21 protein-coding genes are annotated in these 22,632 nt (G+C 48.5%); 8 read left to right on the forward strand and 13 right to left on the reverse strand.

What is annotated here, in order from left to right:
* Positions 1-20: 20 nt before the first annotated feature.
* Positions 21-683, reverse strand: a complete 663-nt coding sequence (locus ACFQ1C_RS06160) for a CoA transferase subunit B (protein WP_379557725.1) — start codon at positions 681-683, stop codon at positions 21-23.
* A gap of 111 nt (positions 684-794) precedes the next feature.
* Positions 795-1,493, reverse strand: a complete 699-nt coding sequence (locus ACFQ1C_RS06165) for a CoA transferase subunit A (RefSeq protein ID WP_379557726.1) — start codon at positions 1,491-1,493, stop codon at positions 795-797.
* Positions 1,494-1,708: 215 nt separating this feature from the next.
* On the opposite strand from ACFQ1C_RS06165, the gene ACFQ1C_RS06170 reads away from it, so the two are divergent.
* The 4 genes from ACFQ1C_RS06170 to ACFQ1C_RS06185 all read left to right on the forward strand — a co-directional run bounded on the left by ACFQ1C_RS06170 (position 1,709) and on the right by ACFQ1C_RS06185 (position 7,522).
* A complete protein-coding gene (locus tag ACFQ1C_RS06170) occupies positions 1,709-2,662 on the forward strand; it encodes a LysR family transcriptional regulator (protein WP_379557727.1) in 954 nt (317 codons plus the stop codon).
* 194 nt (positions 2,663-2,856) lie between these two features.
* Positions 2,857-4,488 (forward strand): BCCT family transporter, encoded by a 1,632-nt coding sequence (locus ACFQ1C_RS06175; RefSeq protein WP_379557728.1) that lies wholly within the window; start codon positions 2,857-2,859, stop codon positions 4,486-4,488.
* Positions 4,489-4,898: 410 nt separating this feature from the next.
* Entirely contained in the window at positions 4,899-6,779 is a 1,881-nt protein-coding gene (locus ACFQ1C_RS06180) for a DUF294 nucleotidyltransferase-like domain-containing protein (protein ID WP_379557729.1), read from the forward strand.
* Between the two features lie 8 nt (positions 6,780-6,787).
* On the forward strand, positions 6,788-7,522 hold the full coding sequence (locus ACFQ1C_RS06185; protein ID WP_379557730.1) for a 3'-5' exonuclease: 735 nt from the start codon (positions 6,788-6,790) through the stop codon (positions 7,520-7,522).
* 183 nt (positions 7,523-7,705) lie between these two features.
* On the opposite strand, the gene ACFQ1C_RS06190 is transcribed toward ACFQ1C_RS06185, so the two are convergent.
* The gene (locus ACFQ1C_RS06190) at positions 7,706-8,317 is read right to left on the reverse strand and encodes a DUF2726 domain-containing protein (RefSeq protein ID WP_379557731.1); all 612 of its coding nucleotides are present in this window, start codon (positions 8,315-8,317) and stop codon (positions 7,706-7,708) included.
* A 562-nt stretch (positions 8,318-8,879) separates the two neighbouring features.
* Between ACFQ1C_RS06190 and ACFQ1C_RS06195 the strand changes: the two genes are divergently transcribed.
* From ACFQ1C_RS06195 to rlmM, 3 genes are read left to right on the forward strand one after another with little or no spacing between them, the layout of a single operon-like run.
* A complete protein-coding gene (locus tag ACFQ1C_RS06195) occupies positions 8,880-9,494 on the forward strand; it encodes an alpha/beta fold hydrolase (RefSeq protein WP_379557732.1) in 615 nt (204 codons plus the stop codon).
* A 25-nt stretch (positions 9,495-9,519) separates the two neighbouring features.
* Positions 9,520-9,867 (forward strand): DUF423 domain-containing protein, encoded by a 348-nt coding sequence (locus tag ACFQ1C_RS06200; protein ID WP_379557814.1) that lies wholly within the window; start codon positions 9,520-9,522, stop codon positions 9,865-9,867.
* Entirely contained in the window at positions 9,867-10,958 is a 1,092-nt protein-coding gene (rlmM, locus tag ACFQ1C_RS06205) for a 23S rRNA (cytidine(2498)-2'-O)-methyltransferase RlmM (RefSeq protein WP_379557733.1), read from the forward strand. The genes ACFQ1C_RS06200 and rlmM overlap by 1 nt, the downstream gene beginning before the upstream one ends.
* A gap of 229 nt (positions 10,959-11,187) precedes the next feature.
* On the opposite strand, the gene ACFQ1C_RS06210 is transcribed toward rlmM, so the two are convergent.
* The 7 genes from ACFQ1C_RS06210 to queF form a co-directional block, all read right to left on the reverse strand.
* The gene (locus ACFQ1C_RS06210) at positions 11,188-11,688 is read right to left on the reverse strand and encodes a hypothetical protein (RefSeq protein WP_379557734.1); all 501 of its coding nucleotides are present in this window, start codon (positions 11,686-11,688) and stop codon (positions 11,188-11,190) included.
* A 292-nt stretch (positions 11,689-11,980) separates the two neighbouring features.
* Positions 11,981-12,988, reverse strand: coding sequence for an isocitrate dehydrogenase (locus tag ACFQ1C_RS06215; RefSeq protein ID WP_379557735.1), 1,008 nt, complete (start codon positions 12,986-12,988; stop codon positions 11,981-11,983).
* 78 nt (positions 12,989-13,066) lie between these two features.
* Positions 13,067-13,849 carry a flap endonuclease Xni gene (xni, locus tag ACFQ1C_RS06220; RefSeq protein ID WP_379557736.1) on the reverse strand — a complete coding sequence of 261 codons (783 nt, stop codon included), beginning with the start codon at positions 13,847-13,849 and terminating at the stop codon, positions 13,067-13,069.
* Between the two features lie 16 nt (positions 13,850-13,865).
* On the reverse strand, positions 13,866-15,221 hold the full coding sequence (ppnN, locus tag ACFQ1C_RS06225) for a nucleotide 5'-monophosphate nucleosidase PpnN (RefSeq protein WP_379557737.1): 1,356 nt from the start codon (positions 15,219-15,221) through the stop codon (positions 13,866-13,868).
* Between the two features lie 29 nt (positions 15,222-15,250).
* Complete coding sequence (locus tag ACFQ1C_RS06230; RefSeq protein ID WP_379557738.1) at positions 15,251-16,750, reverse strand: GGDEF domain-containing protein; 1,500 nt, start codon at positions 16,748-16,750, stop codon at positions 15,251-15,253.
* 41 nt (positions 16,751-16,791) lie between these two features.
* Positions 16,792-19,023, reverse strand: coding sequence for a GGDEF domain-containing protein (locus ACFQ1C_RS06235; RefSeq protein ID WP_379557815.1), 2,232 nt, complete (start codon positions 19,021-19,023; stop codon positions 16,792-16,794).
* 331 nt (positions 19,024-19,354) lie between these two features.
* Positions 19,355-20,224 (reverse strand): NADPH-dependent 7-cyano-7-deazaguanine reductase QueF, encoded by an 870-nt coding sequence (gene queF, locus ACFQ1C_RS06240; RefSeq protein ID WP_379557739.1) that lies wholly within the window; start codon positions 20,222-20,224, stop codon positions 19,355-19,357.
* 53 nt (positions 20,225-20,277) lie between these two features.
* Between queF and ACFQ1C_RS06245 the strand changes: the two genes are divergently transcribed.
* Positions 20,278-20,808 carry a SecY-interacting protein Syd gene (locus ACFQ1C_RS06245; protein WP_379557740.1) on the forward strand — a complete coding sequence of 177 codons (531 nt, stop codon included), beginning with the start codon at positions 20,278-20,280 and terminating at the stop codon, positions 20,806-20,808.
* A gap of 503 nt (positions 20,809-21,311) precedes the next feature.
* On the opposite strand, the gene ACFQ1C_RS06250 is transcribed toward ACFQ1C_RS06245, so the two are convergent.
* Genes ACFQ1C_RS06250 through ACFQ1C_RS06260 form a run of 3 tightly spaced genes read right to left on the reverse strand, consistent with a single transcriptional unit; the run spans position 21,312 to position 22,630 of the window.
* A complete protein-coding gene (locus ACFQ1C_RS06250) occupies positions 21,312-22,085 on the reverse strand; it encodes a Zn-ribbon-containing protein (protein WP_379557741.1) in 774 nt (257 codons plus the stop codon).
* The gene (locus ACFQ1C_RS06255) at positions 22,085-22,384 is read right to left on the reverse strand and encodes a hypothetical protein (RefSeq protein ID WP_379557742.1); all 300 of its coding nucleotides are present in this window, start codon (positions 22,382-22,384) and stop codon (positions 22,085-22,087) included. Before ACFQ1C_RS06255 ends, ACFQ1C_RS06250 begins: the two co-directional genes overlap by 1 nt.
* Before the next feature lie 15 nt (positions 22,385-22,399).
* Positions 22,400-22,630, reverse strand: coding sequence for a DUF2789 domain-containing protein (locus ACFQ1C_RS06260; protein ID WP_449290061.1), 231 nt, complete (start codon positions 22,628-22,630; stop codon positions 22,400-22,402).
* Positions 22,631-22,632: the final 2 nt, after the last annotated feature.

Consider the following 22,632-nt stretch of genomic DNA (forward strand, 5'->3'; position numbering starts at 1 on the left):
GGCACCTTTTAACGAGTCGATTAGGGTTCGAAGGTCATTTCGGGTACCTGATCTGGCACAATTAGCTTGCCGGCGGTGAGCGCGACTATCTCTGCTACGCTGACGCCAGGCGCTCTTTCTTTAAGAATAAAGGCGCCATCTTCAATTTCCAGATAGGCCAAATCGGTCAGTACCCGTTTAATGCAGCCGGCACCGGTTAGCGGCAGCTGGCACTGAGGCAACAGTTTAGACTCACCACTTTTTGAGGCGTGAGTCATGGTGACGATGATGTTGTCGGCCCCGGCCACCAAGTCCATGGCGCCGCCCATGCCTTTCACTAATTTACCTGGGATCATCCACGAGGCGATATTGCCGTGTACGTCCACTTCAAAGGCGCCGAGCACGGTTAAGTCCACATGGCCGCCGCGGATCATGGCAAAGGATTCTGCTGAGTCAAAAATAGAGGCGCCGGTGCGGGCGGTTACGGTTTGCTTGCCGGCGTTGATCATGTCGGCATCCAGCTCGGCCTCGGTAGGAAAAGACCCCATGCCCAGCAAGCCATTTTCAGACTGCAGCATTACTTCCATGCCCTGCGGCACGTAATTAGCCACCAGAGTAGGAATGCCAATGCCGAGGTTGACGTAAAAGCCGTCTTGTAATTCTTGTGCCACACGCTGGGCCATTTGTTCACGAGTAAGCGCCATAGCTTGCTCTCCTTGAAATGAATTCGGTCATCGCAGCAAACATACATCGGCTGCGCCCTGTTATTGAATTAGCGACATCTGGTTCTGAATTAGCTGCACCTTGTTATTGAATTAGCTACGCAACGTGCGTTGTTCGATGCGTTTTTCAAACTGGCCACAGATAAGGCGGTCGACATAAATGCCGGGAGTATGAATTTGCGAGGGTTCAAGCTGGCCAGGCTCGACAATTTCTTCGACTTCTACCACGGTGATTTTGCCGGCGGTGGCGGCCAGCGGGTTGAAATTACGGGCGGTGTGGCGATAGATCACGTTGCCGTAATGGTCGGCTTTCCAGCCTTTAACGATGGCAAAGTCGCCGGTGATGGCGGGTTCTAAAATATGTGGTCGGCCATTAAATTCGCGCACTTCTTTGCCTTTGGCAATGTCGGTGCCATAGCCGGTGGCGGTAAAAAAGGCCGGAATACCGGCGCCGCCGGCACGCATTTTTTCGGCTAGGGTGCCTTGGGGCGTTAGCTCTACTTCTAGCTCGCCGCTAAGCAGCAGTTTTTCAAACAGGGCATTTTCGCCCACATAGGAGGCGACCATCTTGCGAATTTGTCGATCTTCCAGCAGTAATCCCAGGCCAAAGCCGTCTATGCCACAGTTGTTGGACACTAGGGTGAGATCCTTGGTGCCTTTGCGCTTTATTTCGGCTATCAGATTTTCGGGGATGCCACACAGACCAAAGCCGCCTGCCAGCACTGTCATGCCATCTTCCAGTCCGGCCAATGCCGCCTCATAGCTCGTTACGCGTTTATCGAAACCTGCCATCACAGTTCCCTCTTGTTGTGAGCTGTTGCTGTTGCTTGAATTTTGTTAGGTAACGCTTGTAGGTAAAGCTTGTTACTACCGAGTATCGCACGAGTTATATATTTGTTAAGTTTGATTTTATGATTGATTGATGAGTTATTTGAATTAATAGTTCCTAGCTAAGGCTAAAAAATGGTTGCAGATGAGTACAGTCTGGCAGAGTTAAGGAGCACTTGATGACGGTAAAACAATTACGGGCGTTTATGGCGGTGGCGCAAACCTTGAGTTTTGTACTGGCAGGGGAGCGATTATTTTTATCGCAGTCGGCACTTAGTCTGACCATTAAAGGGTTGGAGCAAGACTTGGGCGGACGTTTGTTCACCCGCACTACGCGCCAAGTACGGCTAACGCCAGAAGGCGAAGCCTTATTGCCGTTGGCGCGCCGTTTGCTGGTGGAGTGGGATAACACCGAAGATGAATTACGCCAGCGCTTTACCCTGCAGCGAGGGAGGGTAGTGCTGGCGGCGATGCCGTCGTTTGCCGGTAATGTGCTGCCGCCGTTATTGCAGACATTTCGGGCGCGCCACCCCGGGGTGAATGTCACTATTAATGATGTGATCAATGAACAGGTGCTGGATTTGGTGCGCGACGGCCATGTGGAGTTGGGCATTACCTTTGAGCCTACAGCCGATCTTGGTCTGGCGTTTACGCCGTTATATCAAGACCGTTTTGTGGCCGTGGTGCCGGCCCACTCCCCTTTAGCGGAGCAGGCGGATGTTAGCTGGACGCAGTTGTTGGCCGAACCTTTTATTGCCTTGCAGCGACCGTCTGCGGTGCGGCTGATGTTGGAAGAACACATCAAGCAGCTTGCGCAGTCGGCGCGGGGGGGCGATATGGTGCAGGGGCAAACGCTGCAGGTAGCCTTCGAGAGTCATCAGTTGGTAACTATTGGGCGCATGGTGGGAACGGGATTAGGGGTGAGCGTGGTGCCGGCGCTATGCATGAGGCAAATGTTTGAACTGGGAGCCCATTGCCTGCCATTACAGGCACCGGTGTTGGAGCGCGCCATTGGCATGGTGACGCGCTCTGATCATAAATTGTCGGTGGCCGCCCAGGCGTTATACGATATTTTGCTTGATTCTGTGATACCCAGCGCGCCAAATGCGGCTTTTACCTCTACCTTAAGCTAAGGGTATTCCTGCTATTTGGGTTGGCGCTGAGCACGGGGGCCAGCTCATGTAAGCCCCGTTCATTATATTTGGCTAAATAGTGCGGGTTTATTGATCTGTTAGCTATAAATTCAAGGAGTTAGTTGACTTTTTGTGCTATATTCAATCGGTATTTTACAACTATATTAACTACTCTGGTGTACAAGGGATCTGAAATGACAGATAAAGATAATAAAGATGTGATCGCGCCTGAAGGTAAGGTGAATCCCATTAATACCGACTATCAGGTGGGGCAAGATAACATTGCGCTACAGATAGGGCCGTTTGGGCTGGATATTCACAACCGGGTATTTTTAATGTCCGGCTTGGCAATCGTTGTGTTCGTATTTCTTACTTTGGCTTTTCAAAACCAAGTCGCGCCCTTGTTTGCTGATTTGCGTAACTGGCTGACATCAAACTTGGATTGGTTCTTTTTAAGCGCGGGTAATATTTTTGTGCTGGTATGCCTGGGGCTGATTATCTCTCCTCTGGGCCGAGTGCGCATTGGCGGTACCAAGGCCACGCCCGATTATACTTATGTGGGCTGGTTTTCGATGTTGTTTGCCGCGGGCATGGGCATCGGCCTAATGTTTTATGGGGTGTCTGAGCCGTTGTCTCATTTTGGCACTTCGTTTGCGGGCATTACCATGGAAAATGGCGTGCGTACTGACTGGGCCCCCTTGGGTGGTGCGGTAGGTGATGCGGCCGCTGCTAGCAGCTTAGGCATGGCGGCGACTATTTTTCACTGGGGTCTACACCCTTGGGCTATTTATGCAGTATTAGCATTGGGGCTGGCGATTTTCTCCTTTAACAAGGGACTACCGCTAACCATGCGCTCGGTGTTTTATCCGCTGCTGGGCGAGCGAATCTGGGGCTGGCCGGGGCACTTAATTGATACCTTGGCAGTGATTGCCACCATGTTTGGCCTAGCTACTTCACTGGGTTTTGGCGCGTCTCAGGCCAGTGCGGGTTTGAATTATTTGTTTGATATTCCGCTGGGCACCACCACTCAAATTGTGCTGGTGATCCTGATTACCGGTATTGCTACCGTCTCGGTATTGGCGGGGCTGGATGCCGGCGTTAAGCGGTTGTCTGAAATCAACATGGCATTGGCGGCCTTGCTGCTGCTGTTTGTGATTATTGTTGGCCCTACGATGTTAATCGTATCGGGCTTTTTCACGAACTTGGCTGCTTATTTTGAGAACTTACCTGCCTTGGCGATGCCGTTTGGTCGAGAGGACGCTAACTACTCTCAGGGTTGGACAGCCTTTTACTGGGCGTGGTGGATTTCTTGGTCCCCGTTTGTGGGTATGTTTATCGCCCGAGTGTCTCGTGGCCGTACCGTGCGTGAGTTTTTAGTGTCGGTGCTGTTGGTGCCGTCTGCCGCCTGCGTATTATGGATGACCGCTTTTGGTGGCACCGCTATTAATCAGTTGGTAAGCGAAGGCTATCAGGCCGTATCTGAGGCTGCCGTGCCATTGCAGTTATTTATTATGTTGGATGCTTTGCCGCTGGCACAGATCACCTCCTTTATCGGTATTATTCTGGTGGTGGTGTTCTTTGTCACCTCGTCCGACTCCGGCTCTTTGGTAATAGACACCATCGCCTCGGGCGGTAAGGTGAATTCGCCTAAACCGCAACGGGTGTTCTGGTGTACTTTTGAAGGCCTGGTCGCCATTGCTCTGATATTGGGTGGTGGTTTGGCGGCGTTGCAAGCCATGGCGGTATCAACGGGCTTCCCGTTTACCATAGTGCTGTTGGTGTCGTGCGTATCCTTAATTAAAGGGTTGGCGTCTGAGCCGAGATAAAGCGGGCTGAATAAGCAATATGAAGGGTGAAGCGTACAGCGTGAAGGGTTAAACCTAACACCAAGCGCTTCACCCTTTTTTGTTTTAATGGGCATGCCACAAGAGCACTAAAACATGAACAAGGCTCAGACCTTAAAGGCTCTTTGCCACGGAATACACGGAAAAATTAAGCAGAGATAAGAGCGAAAAATGCACAATGCTCTTATTGATAAGAAGAAAGTAAAGAAGTTATAAGGTGGTGTTAGGTTGTCCTCTTCACTCTTTACGCTTCACCCTTAACCGATTTTTATTAAGATTTAATCGCTATTTTTCCGTGTATTCTGTGGCCAATAGGGTTTGGTGTTTTTATTTAGCTGGGTGCTCGGAGCTGGGCGCCGGGCGCTGTATTTTCAAGATGAGCGAGTCGCGATATGGAAGCGGAACAACTGGAAGTATTAGGATTTATTCGGCGTTTTCCCCCGTTTGATACCTTGGATGATGAGGTGCTCGAATCCATTGCCGTGCAGGTAGAAATTGCCTATTACCGCGCGGGCACCGTAATTTTTAATTATGGTGATCTGGTGCACGACCTGTATTTGATCCGTTCTGGTGCGGTGGAAATGCACCGCCGTAGTGGCGAGCTGCATAATCGGTTAAGCGAGGGCAACTTGTTTGGGCAAATGGGCTTGCTCATGAATAACAAGGTGCGAATGACGGCTACCGCACTTGAAGACACTTTGGTGTATTGCCTGCCAGAAGCAGTATTTAATGAGCTATATGAAGGCTATGAGTCCTTTGCCGATTATATCGAAGTAGAAGATAACGTCCGATTACGGCAGGCGGTTTCACGCCAAGAAGGGGGGGACGAGCTGCTAACCTCGACGGTGCGCGAGCTAATTTCTCGCGATCCGGTGACGATTCCCTTGTCGGCGACTATTTTGGAAGCGGCACAAAAAATGACCGAGGAAGGGGTGTCTTCCATATTGGTGTTGGGCTCTGATCAAGAGCCGGGCGAGAGCCAGAATGATTGCGTAGCGGGAATTTTAACGGACAGAGATTTACGTACTCGGGTATTGGCTACGGGCCTGTCGGCCAATACTGGTGTCGCCGAGGTGATGTCACAGGACATAGTGGCATTAGAAAGTGGCCAGTTTGTGTTTGAGGCCATGTTATTGATGCTGCGCTATAACCTGCATCACTTGCCCATATTGCATAAGGGAAAACCGCTTGGGGTGGTTGCGCTGTCGGATGTGATGCGCCATGAGTCACGCAATAGTCTGTTTGTGGTGCGTCATATTTTTAAGGCGCAAAATGCCGACGAGCTAGCGGCCATTGCCGATGATGTAAAAGCCTGTTTTGCGCGCATGGTAAATGAAGATGCCAACTCGCACATGATAGGCACCGCCATGGCCGGCATTGGTCGTAGCTTTAAACAGCGCTTACTCGAGCTGGCCGAACAAGAGTTAGGGCCACCGCCGGTGCCCTACTGCTTTTTGGCGCTGGGGTCGATGGCGCGTGACGAACAACTGATTGTGACGGACCAAGATAACGCCATTATTCTCGATAATCGCTATGATCCAGCACAACACGGTGCTTATTTTGCCGCTCTGGCCAAGCATGTGTGCGATGGCTTAGCCGTCTGTGGTTATAGTTATTGCACTGGCGATATTATGGCGACCAATGTGCAGTGGCAAAAAACCCGTCAACAATGGGAACAGTGTTTTAGTGACTGGATTCTCAACCCTAGCGCCCAGACGTTATTAAACAGCTCGATATTTTTCGATCTCGACGGCGTGTATGGAAAAATTCAATGGGCCGATCAACTCAATGCCCTCATTGCTCGCAAAGCCCAACGTAGCCCGCGCTTTTTGGCGAGTATGGCGCGTAATGCGTTGGGGCGCACGCCGCCGTTGGGATTTTTCAAAGAATTTGTGATGGAGCAAGACGGCAAGCACAATAACTCTATTAACCTTAAACGCCGTGGGACGGCCCCTTTGGCCGATCTTATTCGGGTACATGCGTTGGCGGTGGGCTCTACGGCGCATAACTCGTTTGAGCGTTTAAATGATGTGATTGAGTCGAATATTTTACCTAAGGGAAGAGGACCGGATTTGCGCGATGCCATGGAGTTTATTGCCATGGTACGCATTCGCCATCAGGCGTTAGATCTTGAGGCGGGCAACGAGCCGGATAACAACATTGAGCCAGATAATCTGTCGGACTTTGAGCGGCGTAATCTTAAAGATGCGTTTCAAATATTAAGCAACGCACAAAAGTTTATGAAGTTTCGCTACCAGCCTAACCGGAGTTAAGTCGCATCATGTTTTATCTGCAACCCCAAGACATAAAGCGTCAAGATCACGTGCCCGAGTGGCCGGAACTGTTCGGCGAACTGGCCCGTAATGCACGAGACTATCGATTAGAGCGATTTTATCGTGCCGGTGCTATTAATGCCGACACACCGTTAGCGCAAGTACCTTTTGTAGCGATGGACTTTGAAACCACCGGCCTAAACCAGAAGAAAGACGCCATTGTTAGCATCGGGCTGGTGCCCTTTAATTTACAGCGTATTCGCTGTAAAGAGGCCAAACACTGGGTTTTGAACCCCCATAAGCCGATGTCTGAAGAAGCGGTGGTGATCCACGGTATTACCCACTCGGAGGTACAAGCTGCGCCAGACTTATTGCTGGTGCTGGATGATCTATTAGCTGCATTAGCAGGCTGTATAGTGGTTGTGCATCATAAAGCGATAGAGCGGGAGTTTTTAGCCTCGGCGCTTAAAGCTAGGCTAAACGAAGGTATTGTGTTTCCGGTGGTTGATACCATGGAGCTAGAAGCGCGGCGGCATCGCGATAAACCGTTAGGGTTGTGGGCGCGATTGCGAGGGCAAAAACCGGCGTCTATTCGTTTAGCCGATAGTCGTGACCGCTATCATCTGCCTTTTTATCAGCCCCACCATGCTCTTACCGATGCGCTGGCTACTGCTGAATTGCTGCAGGCGCAAATAGCCCATCATTATCAACCAGACACCCCGATCGGTGAGATTTGGGGGTAAAGCATAGCGCCGAGCACTAAGCGCCCGGCGCCCAGCTAAATCAAAATACCAAAGCTATTTTGCAACGGAACCCACGGAACCCACAGAAAAATAAAGATTAAATCTGAAAAATATATTATGAGCAATAAGCCGACCTTACGACTGATTGTGGTGCCTTCTTGTAGCTGGGCGCTGTTATTTGGCTTACAGCTTGATCTGGGGTTCGTCGTCTTGCTCTTCGTCGGGCAGGCTGAGTACGGGTTCGACGCGGCCTTGGCCTGTTATAAAAGTTGGCGTGGTGCGCTGGTTGCAGGCGGCAATGATCTCGTCGTGTAACGCTTGCGCGCTGGGCCATGCTTTGGGTGACAGTTGGATCACCGGTAATCCGGTCTCATGAATATGCTGCAGCAGCTGTTGCTGATTTTTGTTATCGGTCTTGCTTAAACTGTCGTCGGCTAAGATGACGGCGGCCTTCACGCTAAAGTCGTCGGTTGAGCACAGTACAAAATCCAGCTTTTCGCCATATATGGCGTGCTGTGCTTGTTCGCGTTGGGCTTTTTTTAGTTTGGGGTTGATAGTGAGCAGTTCGCTCAGGCTTACGGCTGCAAACACCCGTAACTGCTGACCGATGGCGTCGTCTAATAACCGTAGCGCTGTGCTGGCCTCGGGGCTGAATAGCAGCTTTTGCTGATAAGGGGGTTTGAGTTTGCCACGCCATAATCGGCGTAGCAGGCTTAACAGCACCAAAAATATGAGTAATAACACCATGCTGTACACTAGCCAGTCGAGCATAGAAACGGGAAGCATATTAGTCATTACAGAAGCCTGCATAGTAAAAATAAAGCGGAGTTCAGTGTAGCAGAGGCTATGGTGTGAAAGAATATAAGGAGTATGTATTGCACGCTTTAAGCGACAATTATAGGGCTTTATAGCGCAGGCTCTGGCTTGTCGTGCTCTCGCAACTTATAATCGCGCGCATTGCACCGTGCTAAAAGCCAGAGACTAAAGGTTCTTTTCCACAAAATGCACGGAAAATAGCGATTAAATCTGAATAAAAAACTGTTAAGGGTAAAGAGTGAAGAGGACAACCTAACTGCCACCATCTGACTTCTTGTTTGCTCTTAAGTAGAACGCCATAAGAGGTCACAAGCAAGCGACAAGTGATAAAGGCTTACTTTTGATAAGAGCGCGCTCTCTGATGATGGTGCTTTAGCTTTTACCATTAAAGTCACTTTCAGATCTGATCACTATCTTTCCGTGGATTCCGTGCGTTTCGTGGCAAAAATAGCTTTAGGTCTGATGTTTGGGTTTAGCTTGGTGCCGGGCGCTATGTTTACCTTTACCCATCACTCTTCACCTATAAAATAAGTTACGTCTTATGAATCATGTATTAATGAATGGCGCGGATGATGCGCCTAATCGGGTGTTGCTGGCCCACGGTGCGGGTGCTGGCATGGAGCATGCGGTAATGACTTGTCTTGCCGAGGGCTTGGCGGATGAACATATTCAAGTGATCCGCTTTGAATTTCCGTTTATGCAAAAAACGCGACTCGATGGACGTCGTCGGCCACCGGATCGCGAACCGGCGTTGTTAACCTGCTGGCGAGAAGTGGTGGCCGAGTTTGCTCATCCGCGGCTGTTTTTAGCCGGCAAGTCGATGGGCGGGCGCATGGCCTCTTTAATCGCCGATGAGCTAACGCCTGCGGGGCTGATATTGTTAGGCTTTCCGTTTACGCCACCAAACAAACCAGAAAAATTTCGTGGTCAGCATTTAGCAAGCCTGCAAACACCGAGCTTGTTGGTGCAAGGTGAGCGAGATAACTTTGGTAATAAAGAGACCATCTTGGGCTATGATCTGGCGCCCACAATACAGACTTTATGGGTGAAAGACGGCGATCATAGCTTTAGCCCGCGCAAGTCATCAGGCACTACGCTGGAACATAATTTGGCAGCCATAGTGGCGGGGATGAGGAGTTTTATTCTTGCTCGTTAATATCTGGTTTTATATCGCGGCTCTTATGGGGCTAACGGGGACGGTCTTGGGGGCCTATGGCGCCCATGGTTTGGCGGCAAGTGGCGCGTCTGCATCGTTAATAAGTGCCTTTAATACGGGCGTGCAATATCAGTTTTATCATGCTCTTGCCCTGTTATTTATGGTGTTGGCGATGCGGGTAAAGACGCTAAAAACACTGCATGTGGCCGCGGGTTTCTTTACACTAGGCACAGTGCTCTTTAGTGGCAGTATTTATGCCTTGGTGCTGTTTGGCACCAAGGGAATTGGGTTTATCACTCCGCTGGGCGGAGTGTGTTTTATGGCGGGATGGTTAAGCGTGTTGCTGGCCGGTCGCACTTGGTTGAGGTCTTGATGAAACAGTTATTAATATATTGTCGCCCCGGATTTGAGAAAGAGGCGGCAGCGGAAATTCAGGACAGAGCAGGGCAGTTTGGTTGCCCTGGATTTGCTCGCACCAAGGACGACAGCGGCTTTGTTATTTATGAATGCTTTGGGCCTGACGACGCCGATTTAATGGCACGTAAGTTATTGTATCGCGAACTGATCTTCGCCCGCCAAATGTGGGTGGTGCATGCAGAAGTAAAAGACTTGCCGCTGGACGACCGCATTACGCCTTTGCTGGAAGCGGCCGAAGGTATGGAGCTGTGCGGTGATATTCGCGTAGAAACACCAGATACTAATGACGGCAAAGAGCTGTCTCGGTTCTGTCGTAAATTTACCGTGCCCATGCGCCAAGCCTTGCGTGGAAAAGGGTTATTGACCCGCAAAGAAATGACTAATCGACCGGTATTGCATCTGTTTTTTCTGGCCAATAATCATGCGTTCTTGGGGTATTCTTACTCTTTTAATAACTCACCTTTTCATATGGGCATACCGCGCTTGCGCTTTGCTTCTACATCGCCGAGTCGCTCTAGCTTAAAGCTGGAAGAGGCCTTTCATGTGTTTATTCCGCGCCACGAATGGGAACTGCGCTTAACCTCTGGCATGCGTGCCGTAGACTTATGTGCCGCACCCGGCGGCTGGACCCACCAGTTGGTCTCTCGGGAAATGATGGTGACTGCGATCGATCATAACCCCATGGATGCCAAGCTGATGGACACGGGGCAGGTGAAGCACTATAAAGATGACGCCTTTAGCTGGCGTCCAGCGCGCCTAAATACCTACTGGTTAGTCAGTGATATGGTAGAAAAACCAGCGAGAGTGGTGTCCATTATGGCGGCCTGGTTACTGGAAGAAAACTGCCAAGAAGCGATCTTTAACCTTAAACTGCCGATGAAAAAGCGCTATGCAGAAGCCATGCATAACTTAGAGCAGCTTAAAGCTAAGTTAGCCGATCTTGGTGGCTTTCATGTGCAAGCTAAGCAGCTATACCATGACCGAGAAGAAATTACCGTGCATGTGTATCGACCGTATAAAGTAGCGCGTCTGCTTCCTAAAGAGTAAACAGGAGCAGCTGTCAGTTAAAAAAGCACCGAGTCTGTATATAGATTCGGTGCTTTTTTATGTATCTCTCCCACGCTGCTCTCGCATTTCAACCTAGGCGAATATCTTTAAACCACCAAAACCATCCTGCTTCGCAGGACCAACAGCTGAAGCGTTGGACTACAAAATACGGTGTTTATCATTAGCTGATCGCTTACAGCTGACGGCTTAAAGCTTTATTTTAGTATTATTAATACCGATAGGTGAAGTCCAATCGGGATTCGTCATCGGTTATTTTGATATCAAACTCAAGTCGATTGCTGAGGGCGGTGGGGCGGATATTGAGCTTGATACCATTGCCACGCAGGCGAAGCGAAGTTTTAAAGCCACCTTGTTCAAAGTCTAATCGGGGGCGAAAGTTTTTTAGTGATAACCCTAGCGAGCTCTGTGGCGTGAGCGTCAAACTGGGGTAGGCGATGATTTTTTGTTGGCCATCGGTTGTGGGAGTAAGCTCAAAATTGAGGCCGTAACGTCTGGGGATAACAACAAAAGTATTGTGCGGAGTAAGCGTAAAACGTAATGGCTGGGCGGCTGTGGTATTGGGGGATACATAAGCGGTATATGGTTGGGGCTGCCTAGTCTCACCTGGGGTGTTGCTAAACGCTGGGCCTTCATAGGCAAAGGCTGGGGCGGCATAAGCGAGTAGTAATAGGAAAAAGCCGCCTCGCGGTAGTCTGAGTTGACTGTCCATAGTCTATTCTCCCTTGTTGTATTAAATATAGCTCTAGGGAGCAGAAAATAGTGTATTTTTGTATGAAATTTAACCACAAAAAAGGGCCTTGTGGCCCTATTTATGCATTACTTGGCGCGGTTCTGTCGTCATTCCCGCGAAGGCGGGAATCCAGGGGTTGTGGCGCAGAGCTGTCAGCCAGAGAGCTGCCTACAAAGGCACTGGCCCCCTACTTCGCGAGGGTGACAATAAAGGTAAGCTAGCCACATAATCCATATAAGTTATGCGTGATTGCTTACTTGGCGCGGTCGGCTTAAAGGTTAGCCACAATCGCTTGGGTAAACTCAGTGGTGGTGGCTGTGCCACCGAGATCACGAGTAACCGTTTTTCCTTCAGCAATGGTCTTGCGTATTGCATTGCGGATTTGCTGGGCTTTGTCTTGCATGCCCAAATGCTCGAGCATTTGAATGGAGGCCAAAATTACCGAGCAAGGGTTGGCGATATTTTGCCCTGCAATGTCGGGAGCCGAGCCGTGTACCGCTTCAAAAATAGCCACTTCTTTACCAATGTTGGCGCCGGGAGCCATGCCCAAGCCACCGATCAGGCCGGCACACAAGTCCGAGATAATATCGCCAAACAGGTTAGTGGTGACGATGATATCAAATCGCTCGGGATACATGACTAAGTTCATGCACACGGCATCTACGATCATCTCGTTGGTTTCAATTTCTGGATAGCGAAGTGCAACTTCACGTGCCACTTCTAAAAACAAGCCAGAGGTCGACTTTAGAATGTTAGCCTTGTGCACTATGGTGACTTTCTTACGGCTTTCGCTACGTGCTACTTGGTAAGCAAACTCGGTAATACGTTCGGCACCTTCGCGGGTGATAATACTCATGGCCTCTGCGCTGTTATTATCCTCTGCGCGGGTTTGGCCTGCACCTGAGTACATGCCTTCGGTATTCTCACGAATAGTAATGATATCGATGTTTTCGAAGCGGCTTTGGGTGCCCTCAAACGAGATCACTGGGCGTAAATTCGCGTATAAATTGAAGTGTTTGCGCAGCGAGACGTTAATAGAGGTAAAACCACCGCCGATAGGCGTGGTAAGAGGGCCTTTAAGCGCAATCTTATTTTTTGCTATTAGGTCTAGGGTCGACTGAGGAAGAAGCTCTCCATGCTTCTCAAGGGCCATTAGGCCTGCGTCGGCGTAGTCGTAATGAAAGTTACAACCGGCATGATCCAAAATAGTGAGTGCGGCCTCGACAATACTGGGTCCAATACCATCACCTGGGATCACGGTAATACTGCGTTTGTTCATGGGTTGCGTTCCATTATCTATGAAAAGTCGAAATCAACACGATTTGCAGTTACTTATACCATTTTCACACCATATATTCTATGAGCCAGCGCCCAAGTTGTGATAGCGCAAGTCCTGTAAATTAAAGCCCAGCTCAATATCATCAACCAATTTAACCAATTGTCTCGCTAATAATGCTTGGTCTTTATGCTTTATCACAGTGTTTTCTGCTTTGTCATCACAGGGGGCCACAAGCAGCTGATCTAGGGTGTCCCAACGCTGCAGTAAGGCTTGAGCACGCTTAGGCCCGATGCTAGGCACGCCTTTAATTTGGCTGCCAGATACTCCTGTCAGCGCCCAATAATCCACGAGCTGATCGACGCGTAAGCCAAACTTTTGTTCGGCTAAGGGAGGCGTTAACGCGCGTTGGTTGAAATGATCCCATAATTGAATATACGGGCTGAGCAACTGACAAAAGCCCTGATCGGTAGACACTATAATGCTGGGCTTGCCATGGCGGCTGAGGGTGCGCGACAGGGTCGCTATTAAATCATCCGCTTCATCGGTATCTGATAACAATGCATCTATCCCCAGTTGCCAAAAATCTTGCTGTAACTGGGGTAGATAGTTTGCCAGCGCCACGGGCATAGGCTTGCGGCCGGCTTTGTATTCTGGATAAAGGTGATGGCGAAATCCAATAGGAGCCCCATCAAATACCGCGACTACATGGCTGGGTTGAAACTGATGCAATAGCCGCTTAGTGGCATGTTTAAGAGCGGCGCTGGTTGCAACCAGCGCCGCCTGTTCATCCGAATTGCGCTGCTCTTGTACCGCATATAAACGGCGGATAAGGTTGAGCGCATCAATGATCAGTAACTGCATTTAGTGCTATGCCTTATTAATGACGAATGCGATAGCAGGGAACATAGGTTGAACCGGGCAGCTTCATGCGTTGCTGTTCAACAAACTGCTGCAACAGTTTGTCCATCATGTTCATAATTTCGGGATCGCCATCTAGCAAGAACGGCCCTTGCTCTTCAATGGCTTTAATACCGCCTTCTTTTACGTTACCGGCCACAATGCCAGAAAAAGCCCGGCGCAGATTGGCTGCCAGCTGCTGTGGTGGTTGGTTACGATTAAGATTTAAACTGGCCATATTTTCATGGTTAGGAATAAAGGGCAGTTGAAACTCAGGCTCTATGTGCAATGACCAGTTAAAGGAGTAAGCATCACCCACCGATTTACGATAATCACGCACCAGTGGCATGGCATTTTTAATGCGTCTGGCCACTTCTGCCGGCTCGTCAATAATAATTTGATACAGCGCTTGTGCGTCTGGGCCTAAGGTATTACCAATAAACTCATCCATGCTGCGAAAGTAATCAGCGCTTTCTTTCGGGCCCGTTAGAATAATCGGTATCGGCTGATTACGATTTTCTGGGTGCATCATAATGCCCAAAATATAGAGAATTTCTTCTGCGGTACCGACACCACCAGGGAACACAATTATTCCGTGTGCCATGCGTACGAACGCCTCTAGGCGTTTTTCAATATCGGGTAATATGACCAGCTCGTTAACGATGGGGTTAGGTGGCTCGGCTGCAATAATTGAAGGTTCGGTAAGGCCAATATAGCGGCTACCGGTGGCTCTTTGTTTAGCATGACCAACTGCCGCACCTTTCATTGGGCCTTCCATGGCGCCGGGGCCACAGCCGGTGCAAATATTCATATCTCTTAAGCCGAGTTCGTTGCCTACTTCTCGGGTGTATTGGTATTCGCTGGCAGATATAGAGTGCCCGCCCCAACACACCGCTAAGTTAGGCTCGACACCGGGATGTACCGCATTGGCATTGCGCAGAATAGAAAATACCAAATCGGTTAAATGCTCGGGAGAGGTCAGGCTAGATTGCTCATTATTTTGCAGCTTACTATTTACATAGATAATATCGCGTAGCACCGAAAATAAATGGTCTTGAATGCCGCGAATAATTTCGCCGTCTACAAATGCATGTATGGGTGGATTAAATAGCTCAAGTTTAACGCCACGCTCACGACGGATCACATTAATGTCGAACGAGGTATAACGTTCGAGAATTTCTTTAGAGCTGTCAGTCTTACTACCTGAATTAAGAACCGCTAGGGCACAGTTACGAAATAACTGATATAACGCACCAGAGGCCGATTGTTTGAGGTTGTCAACTTCAATTTGTGACAGCAAATTCATGCTGCCAACTGGATTAATATGGGTGATCATAATCACTCCCGTGAATAATTATTATGGAGTCAGTCTATGACTATCTGGTCTCGGCCTGCATGCTTGGCACGATACAGAGCTTGATCTGCTCGCTCAATGGCCGAATGAATGCTATCGCCTGCTCTAAACAGGGTAGCTCCCAAGGATATGGTGATAGTCACGGGGTCTTCTTTAAACTTAAATGGAATGCGCTTAATACTTTCACGTAACTTTTGTAGGGGGACCTCGATGTTTTCTTGGTCGATATTATTTAACAGCACAATGAATTCTTCGCCACCAAAACGAGCGACAAAGTCGCTTCCTCTTATCGATTTTTCTAGTGTGCGAGCAATCAGGCGTAACGCCTTGTCACCAGCCAAGTGGCCATACTTATCGTTAACTTCTTTGAAATAATCGATATCGAGTAACGCAACGCATAGGGGTTTTTCATAGCGTAGCCATTGTCGATATTCAATATCAAGCCGTTGATCCATACCGGCTCGATTATGAATCTGGGTCAAACTGTCTATAAACAGTTTATCATTTTGTGTGTTGAGTTGTTGTTTGAAGTTATCAGCTTCTTCTTTAAGCGTTTGGATCTGTTGATCCATATCATTCATACGTTGAAGTAAAGTTTGCTCACGCTCTTGCAACCGATCATTTTGTACCAATATATGATTAATACTGTGCATTCTTAGTTCTATATCGGCTTTTAGTTGTTCGTTAGTTTGGTTGCAGAGGTGCTCGCCAATGGCCCTAAGTTCACCAGAAATATGGTGGCCGTGATGGGTGCGAGCATCAAATAACGACTGTCCTTCGCTACATGTTATAGCAAAATTGCGGTGCACTTTTTCTAAATGAGAGTTTAAATTGGATAAGAATTTAGTAGAATTTTTCCGCTCAAATCGATAACCCTCAATGGTTAAGTCGATAAGCTTAATACAAATACTTGGGAGTAAGGCGGGGGCAATATCTTGCTGTAACTGATGGCGTAACTTGGCAAGTTCTATGGTCACTGGGCCAGAAAAGTGTAACTCATCAATAAGCTGGAGCATGCGAGAGCACAATTTGTGTTGATTACCTTGCTGTTCACTCTCGGACTTACTTCTACTCGCAATGCTATTTGCCAATGCTATTTGATAATAATCGAGCAATTGCAGTAATTGACCTTGATGACTCCCTTCTTTTTTACTGATCGACGTTAGCCATTCATCAGATTGAGCAGGGCTAAAGCCCGATTGCTGTAACTGTATTGAGGCCTGTTGCAGTTTTTTATCGCTGATACTTTGTATGTGTTGCAGACGATCGTGACTAGTGCGCAAGCGGTCTAGCTGCTGTGCTAGCGTGCTAGCAAGTTGCCCTTGTTGAGCAGCTTGTGCGGCGCTAGCCTCACCAGTAAACATCTTGTGCCATTGACTGGTCAAGCGACCAACGGCGGGAACGGGGACCGAAAAAGAATCAGACTGCTGTAAGTCAGACTGTACTGTTTCTAGCTGATTAATAACTGAGGCCAGTTCCTTTAGCATTTTATTATCGTCAAAGTTATTCATTTTTTACCACCGCAGCCTACGTAGTAGACAACCCTATAAAATTAAATAGACATCACCCTATCAGGGGCTAAAGCATGCCAGTCAATATGTTGTTTGTTATGTGAACTATTTACCTTGACCAATCCTTTTAAAATCGCCTGTATACAGCAATGGCGTATATCACCATTAAAAAAAGCCGCCTGCTGACAGTCTACCGCTAATAGTTCTACCCAGGCTCGAGAATCAGTTTGGTTGGCGAGTTGATGAGCGGCCGCCATGGCTAAATACAAAATATCACCTAAGCGCATGTCATCGAGTGCGTGGGGGGCCTTAGGTAAAAAAGGATGACCAATAATACCAATAGCCAAGCGTTGATCCAGCTTAAATGGGCTAGGGAATTCCGCGAACATATTTTCTAGGCTCGTAATGGTGTGCTGCAGTGAATTGACTTGGCGTTGCGAGATAACATAGATGAACTGTCCCTCGCGTAAGTCATAAAGCCGCGCCTTGGGATGAATGCGTCCTTTGAGGTAGGCCCCCAGCTCTTTTTGTAGCGCAGAGGCATGCATTAATCCTAAGCGCTCACTGAGGTCGACCATAAATGGAACATGCAGCAGCAGATAGTAAATTTTATCGTTAAACGGCTGAGCTTCTGCTTCATCTAGATACCATTGCTCTGAGCGGAGCTGACTTTTAGCCATTTCTTGTGGCAGTCGCTGCATCAGCTGACGCCAGTTTGGGAGCCCTGTTCTCGACTCCAGCAGCAGAGAATGTTGTAACTCTAGGTTGTTGTGCTGTAAGCGGCGATTACGAGCATGATTACGTAGCCAGCCATACAACAATAAGGGCACAATTAGAGTCAGCCCCGCTGCTAGGGCGGTAAAGCGTTGTTTTTCTTGTTGTGCTTGTTGGTTGGTTTGTCGTAGTGCGGCGAGTTCTCTTTCTTGTTGCAGCTGTTGTTCGCTGTCTTGCACTAAACTTTGAGTGAGCAGGCGATTAATTTGGCTCGCCCGAGCATAATAGTCATGATAGGCCTTATGATGCTCTAGAGCCTGAGTGGGATTATTTGCGCTTTCAAACAATTGGGCCAACAGGCGGTGACACTCAATTAAACGTGGCACGTCTTTTTGTTGCTCGGCCAACGCTAGGGCTTGCTTAAACTGTATGAGTGCCAGGCCATCTTCTTGCTGTGTCATATATAGCTGGCCCAGTTGTAATAGGGCATCAACTTGGCGAGGCGAGTCGTGGTTACGCTCGAAACTTGCACGTGCTAAAGAGAGGTAATGAAACGCTTCAGCCTCTATTTTTAACACCCGATAGCTATGGCCAATTTCTAAATACAGCTGGGAAATATGGTGAGTGTCGGCTAAGATTTTGGCAAGATCGAGGGCATTAAAAAAGTACACTAAGGCTAAGCTGGCGTCATGGCTGCCGGTGCGAGTTACTCGACCTAAGTTTAATAGTGAACTAATGAGTAAACTGGGGTTACCCAATAATTCAAACTCACTGGTTGCTAAGTTGGCGTAGTGAATGGCTTGCTCGCCCGAACCTAATGCGACATTGATATTAGCGGCTTTTTCTGCCGCCATGGCCTTAAGGTAATATTGGCGGCGTTTGCCAAGCAAATTCAGCGTTTCTACATAATGCGATAGTGCTAATTCATCTTGTTGCAGCAGCTGGTAATACTCTGCCAGCAGATAGTTTGCCCAAGCCTGTTGTACCTGTTGGTTATCTTCTTGGGCCTGAATCCTTATCTGCTCGAAGGCTAATCGTGCATCATCTACACGATGCTGATGCAACAAAGTACTGGCCTGAAGTAACGACAGCGCTTCTTGTAAGTTGCTAGGGCTTTTATCTGTGAGTAGTTTTGCTGCCTCATCTAGCAGCTGTTTAGCTTGTTCAGGGCTTTTTTTGGCAAGCGCGAGCTTAGCTTTAATCATTAAGCTAGTTGCTGCTATATCGGTTTGTCGGTATTGCTTGGCAAGCATAATGGCGCGGTTAATGCTGGCGTCGGCGGGCACCAATGAGCCGTCGTTAGCTTGGCATAGCGCCTGAATCTGCCAAGCGGCTTGGCTCTGCTCGCGAGTGCGATAGTGTTTGGCCATTTCTTGATGATCAAAGTCTTGGCGTGAATTAACCAGCTGTGCAGGATCAATTTCTTTGCGCTGTAAAAAAAAATGAGTTAATGCCACGCATTCATTGGGTCGGCTTAGCATAAGCTGACGAGCCCGTTGTAGTTCAACAGGCTCGGGTTGATATGGCGATAGCACAGGAGCACCCGCCAAATGTGACACCAAAACAGCGACAGACAAAATCACAATAACGAATACCGATATATTATGCGTACGAAGTGCCAGTTTACCATAAGTGATAACCGAATGAAGACTGGAAAATAGCGACCAGCGCCAATTAACGGTGCCAAGCGAAGCTGGCTAAAAATTAAAGATTTGGTTGCCACGCCTCTTTGCTATGTAAGGCACGGAAGCACACGGAAAAATTAAACTGAGATAAGACCCAGCCCTTTGAACAGCGGTAAGCTTGGGGCTGTAAGCCATCAGTTAAGAAATACCGCCCTTTAATCTATGAGTTTAACCCTTCACTATTTACGCTTAACTCCTTACGTTTTTACTGTCTTTGTAGCCGTACGTTAGCGGCTTTGCCAGCTATATTACTGCGATAGGGGTTGATGTCTAGCCCGCCGCGGCGCGTGTAGCGTGCATACACGGTGAGTTCTTTGGGCTGACAATGCTGCATAATATCCATAAAAATGCGCTCTACGCATTGTTCATGAAACTCATTGTGCTGGCGAAACGACACGATATAACGCAGCAAAATGTCGCGGTGAATAAGCGGGCCTTGATAGCGGATCATGACACTGCCCCAGTCTGGCTGACCGGTGACTAAGCAATTAGATTTTAGCAGATGAGAATGTAGGGTTTCGCTGACTATTTGAGTCTTGCCAGCCTCGGAGATATCAATGGCATGGCGCAATAAATCGGGTACCGGTTGGTAGTTGTCGACGGTGATATCGAGCCCATCGATGCAATCACCAGGCAAGATACCAAATTGACTGGGAGCGGCTTTTAGCTCAAACAGCGTTACTTTAACGCGACCTTGGGCGCACAGGCTTAAATCATGGGTGAGCACGGCTGCTACTTCATCGATACTGTCAAAACGACTTTGGTTGAAGCTGTTTAAGTACAGCTTGAATGACTTCGACTCAATCAGGTTCTGACTCGTCACTGGAACTCGTACTTCGCCCATGGCTACCATGGGTTTGCCCTTGGTATTCAGCCAAGATAGTTCATACATGTTCCATAAGTCTTCACCCGCAAACGGCAGGGCGTCGGCGGTTAGCCCTAATTCGTCTCGATTTAAATGCCGCGGCACAGATTGTAATTGCCCAGCGTCATATTCACTGACGTAACTGCTTTGTTTACCCAATGGCAAGGCGTCTAGGGCGTTGCTGGCTTGGTACTTTTGCTCTGGTGTCATTTTAGAGTCCAGTTGGTAGAATAAGGCATCTAGCCTTATTGTGAGACATTAGTATGCAAGATCAAGTGGTGATGGCGCTCGCCGAGCTATTTTCCCGTCAGCAACGACTGCGTGGCATCCCGCTAGTTGAGCACGACGAGGCGTATTCTTCTCCGGCCGAGCAGTTGCCTCCTCAAGCAGGAAAAGTGGGTTGGCAGGCGTGGGCGCGTCCCGACCCCGGGCACTTTGACAATGTGGCCCATGCGCTAGCTATGCCCGTACATAAGGATGTAAGTGCGGTATTTGGTCATTATTATGCGGGCAATATTGAGGCCTGCTTTAAGGGGCTGTTTTTTACTTTGTTGCAGCCATGGAACGAGCAAGACTTTGAGCGATTACAGCAAAACCAGATTGCCCATCAGATGATGATGCAAAAGTTGAAGCTGTCCGCTAGCTGGTTTTTGGCGACCTGTCGGGATGAACAAAAACTAGTGACGCTGAATAATGCCACCGGTGAAGTGCAGCTAGAGCGCTTAGGCAAGGGCAGCATCGGCGTATTAGCGCCCAGCTTAAGCGAGTTTTTACGCCAAATAGAGCCGTGCTGAGCCGCGAAGCGAGAAGCGGTCAGCTAAAAATAAACACCGCTTTTGTGGGCTTGTTTGTTAGCTTAAGGCAAAATCAACCTGCATATTCTGTCTCTGTTTCACCTGTCACTTTTGCTTTGGTCTAATACCAATCTAAGTAAGAATGTGATCTATTTTTAAGTTGAGCGCTAGAGGTACAAAGGTCAGCTTTAAGCGCTAATATTTATCCAAGTAAAAGTACAAACAAATGGTACATACCAACCAACCCCGAGCGTAGGGTCGCCTTATTTAGGCAAGGAGTATTCGATCTCTTTAGGCCGTGCTATGGTTTTTGGTCGATTGAAATCGACCCTACAGAAGACATGAAATCTGATCAGTTAGTTTTCCAGATTGGTCTAATCGTAGCTCTTACCATTAAGGTTCTTTTCGGGTCTGATCACTATTTTTCCGTGTATTCCGTGGCAAGAGAATCTTTAGTCTTGTGTTATGACCTAAATGGTTCCGTTTTAGGCTTCCAGCGGTTGTTACTTTTTAAAATCCCACGATAAATTAGAGAGTAAGCGACACGGCTCGCACTTAAAATCAAAGATCTCGTGCAGAGGCTCGCTCAAGCGCCAAGGTTCACCGCAGCTTGGGCAGGGCCGGTTAAGCTCGCTCTCTAGGCTCTCGCCACCCACGCGGTACAAATAGTAAAAAGTGGGGGTCTTCGTTAACAATTCGATGCGCTTGCTTAAGTCTATCCCGCGGCGGCTTAATCGACTGTTATGGGTACTTATTTCTTGCACAGCACCGTGTTCAAGAATAGAGCCATTCATTTGCAGTTGATCGCAGGCCTCCCAGTCTTCCTGCCATTTAAGCACTTGTTTAAAGTCGCCATTAGCCACGGCTGGGGTTTGATATAAAGGCACCGGAGAAAAGTGCTCGCCACAGCGCAGCGGTGAACAAGAATGCAAGTAAGTGGTGTATAACAATTGCCACTGGCGTGAGTCGCAATCATCGGTGGTGTCTGAATTAAGATCTTGGCCTTTTACCGTTGCTTTGGGAGTGGTGATACCGGCTTGGTGAAGCTGGCTGATGGCCAGTTCAATTTGGCGGCTGTAATAGCGCGGGTGCAGGCTGTCTTTTTCGGGGCAGACCACGCGACATGTTAACCACCCTTGATGCATGGCAGTGGGGAACTCTCGGCCTAAAATTTGGCCATTGAAACGCAGAGCATCGATAAACTGACGAATAGCCGGTTCAACTTGGGCTAATTGTGTGTCTTGGTAACAGTCAAAGTGCAGTTCGCATACCCACATTAGCTGCGCGACTCCTGTGCTGTTAACCGTTGCTCTAATCGTGCCACTTTTATTTCTAATTCAGCAACTCGCTCTGCTAATGCCTGTTCGACTTTGGAAGGGGAGTGGGTGGTTGAGTTGGAGGGGGTGGGTTCAGCCTCCGGCAAGCTGTGTGGCGATTGTTTATAGCGGCTGATCAAGGGCAATAAGGCCGCTAATTCTACCGAGCCATTTAGTCGAGCTTTAACGGTTGCCGTGCTAATTTTTTTACCTTCTTTAGCCAGGCTATGAATGGCGTTAATAATGTCTTGCTGGGGCATAATGGCTCGGTAACCTTATCTTAGGCTGATGTTTAGTTGGTCGATAACTTCCGCCCAATCTGAGTCGTCTTGCAGTCCTTCTTTTAAAAAGCTGGCTTGTGCCGCACTCCAAAAAGGTGCCTCTATTAGGTCGACGTTTGCCGGCAGCTGATGGCTGGCAATAAATTGCTTAATGCCTTCGTTGCTGGCATCCAGCCCTAACTGTTCGAATAGGGTGTGAAATGGGTGATTAACGGATTCCATCATAT

The sequence above is a fragment of the Oceanisphaera ostreae genome, from assembly GCF_042676125.1.
GTDB classification, from domain to species: Bacteria; Pseudomonadota; Gammaproteobacteria; order Enterobacterales; family Aeromonadaceae; genus Oceanimonas; species Oceanimonas ostreae.

What these genes read in the sequence shown, in the direction of transcription:
- ACFQ1C_RS06185 (WP_379557730.1), top strand. Translation starts at nt 6,788, where the DNA reads ATGTTTTATCTGCAACCCCAAGACATAAAGCGTCAAGATCACGTGCCC.
- ACFQ1C_RS06250 (WP_379557741.1), bottom strand. Translation starts at nt 22,085, where the DNA reads ATGTGGGTATGCGAACTGCACTTTGACTGTTACCAAGACACACAATTA.
- ACFQ1C_RS06255 (WP_379557742.1), bottom strand. Translation starts at nt 22,384, where the DNA reads ATGCCCCAGCAAGACATTATTAACGCCATTCATAGCCTGGCTAAAGAA.
- ACFQ1C_RS06165 (WP_379557726.1), bottom strand. Translation starts at nt 1,493, where the DNA reads ATGGCAGGTTTCGATAAACGCGTAACGAGCTATGAGGCGGCATTGGCC.
- ACFQ1C_RS06160 (WP_379557725.1), bottom strand. Translation starts at nt 683, where the DNA reads ATGGCGCTTACTCGTGAACAAATGGCCCAGCGTGTGGCACAAGAATTA.
- ACFQ1C_RS06260 (WP_449290061.1), bottom strand. Translation starts at nt 22,630, where the DNA reads ATGATGGAATCCGTTAATCACCCATTTCACACCCTATTCGAACAGTTA.
- ACFQ1C_RS06175 (WP_379557728.1), top strand. Translation starts at nt 2,857, where the DNA reads ATGACAGATAAAGATAATAAAGATGTGATCGCGCCTGAAGGTAAGGTG.
- rlmM (WP_379557733.1), top strand. Translation starts at nt 9,867, where the DNA reads ATGAAACAGTTATTAATATATTGTCGCCCCGGATTTGAGAAAGAGGCG.
- ACFQ1C_RS06230 (WP_379557738.1), bottom strand. Translation starts at nt 16,750, where the DNA reads ATGAATAACTTTGACGATAATAAAATGCTAAAGGAACTGGCCTCAGTT.
- ACFQ1C_RS06190 (WP_379557731.1), bottom strand. Translation starts at nt 8,317, where the DNA reads ATGACTAATATGCTTCCCGTTTCTATGCTCGACTGGCTAGTGTACAGC.
- ACFQ1C_RS06210 (WP_379557734.1), bottom strand. Translation starts at nt 11,688, where the DNA reads ATGGACAGTCAACTCAGACTACCGCGAGGCGGCTTTTTCCTATTACTA.
- xni (WP_379557736.1), bottom strand. Translation starts at nt 13,849, where the DNA reads ATGCAGTTACTGATCATTGATGCGCTCAACCTTATCCGCCGTTTATAT.
- ACFQ1C_RS06170 (WP_379557727.1), top strand. Translation starts at nt 1,709, where the DNA reads ATGACGGTAAAACAATTACGGGCGTTTATGGCGGTGGCGCAAACCTTG.
- ACFQ1C_RS06245 (WP_379557740.1), top strand. Translation starts at nt 20,278, where the DNA reads ATGCAAGATCAAGTGGTGATGGCGCTCGCCGAGCTATTTTCCCGTCAG.
- ppnN (WP_379557737.1), bottom strand. Translation starts at nt 15,221, where the DNA reads ATGATCACCCATATTAATCCAGTTGGCAGCATGAATTTGCTGTCACAA.
- ACFQ1C_RS06215 (WP_379557735.1), bottom strand. Translation starts at nt 12,988, where the DNA reads ATGAACAAACGCAGTATTACCGTGATCCCAGGTGATGGTATTGGACCC.
- ACFQ1C_RS06195 (WP_379557732.1), top strand. Translation starts at nt 8,880, where the DNA reads ATGAATCATGTATTAATGAATGGCGCGGATGATGCGCCTAATCGGGTG.
- queF (WP_379557739.1), bottom strand. Translation starts at nt 20,224, where the DNA reads ATGACACCAGAGCAAAAGTACCAAGCCAGCAACGCCCTAGACGCCTTG.
- ACFQ1C_RS06180 (WP_379557729.1), top strand. Translation starts at nt 4,899, where the DNA reads ATGGAAGCGGAACAACTGGAAGTATTAGGATTTATTCGGCGTTTTCCC.
- ACFQ1C_RS06200 (WP_379557814.1), top strand. Translation starts at nt 9,520, where the DNA reads ATGGGGCTAACGGGGACGGTCTTGGGGGCCTATGGCGCCCATGGTTTG.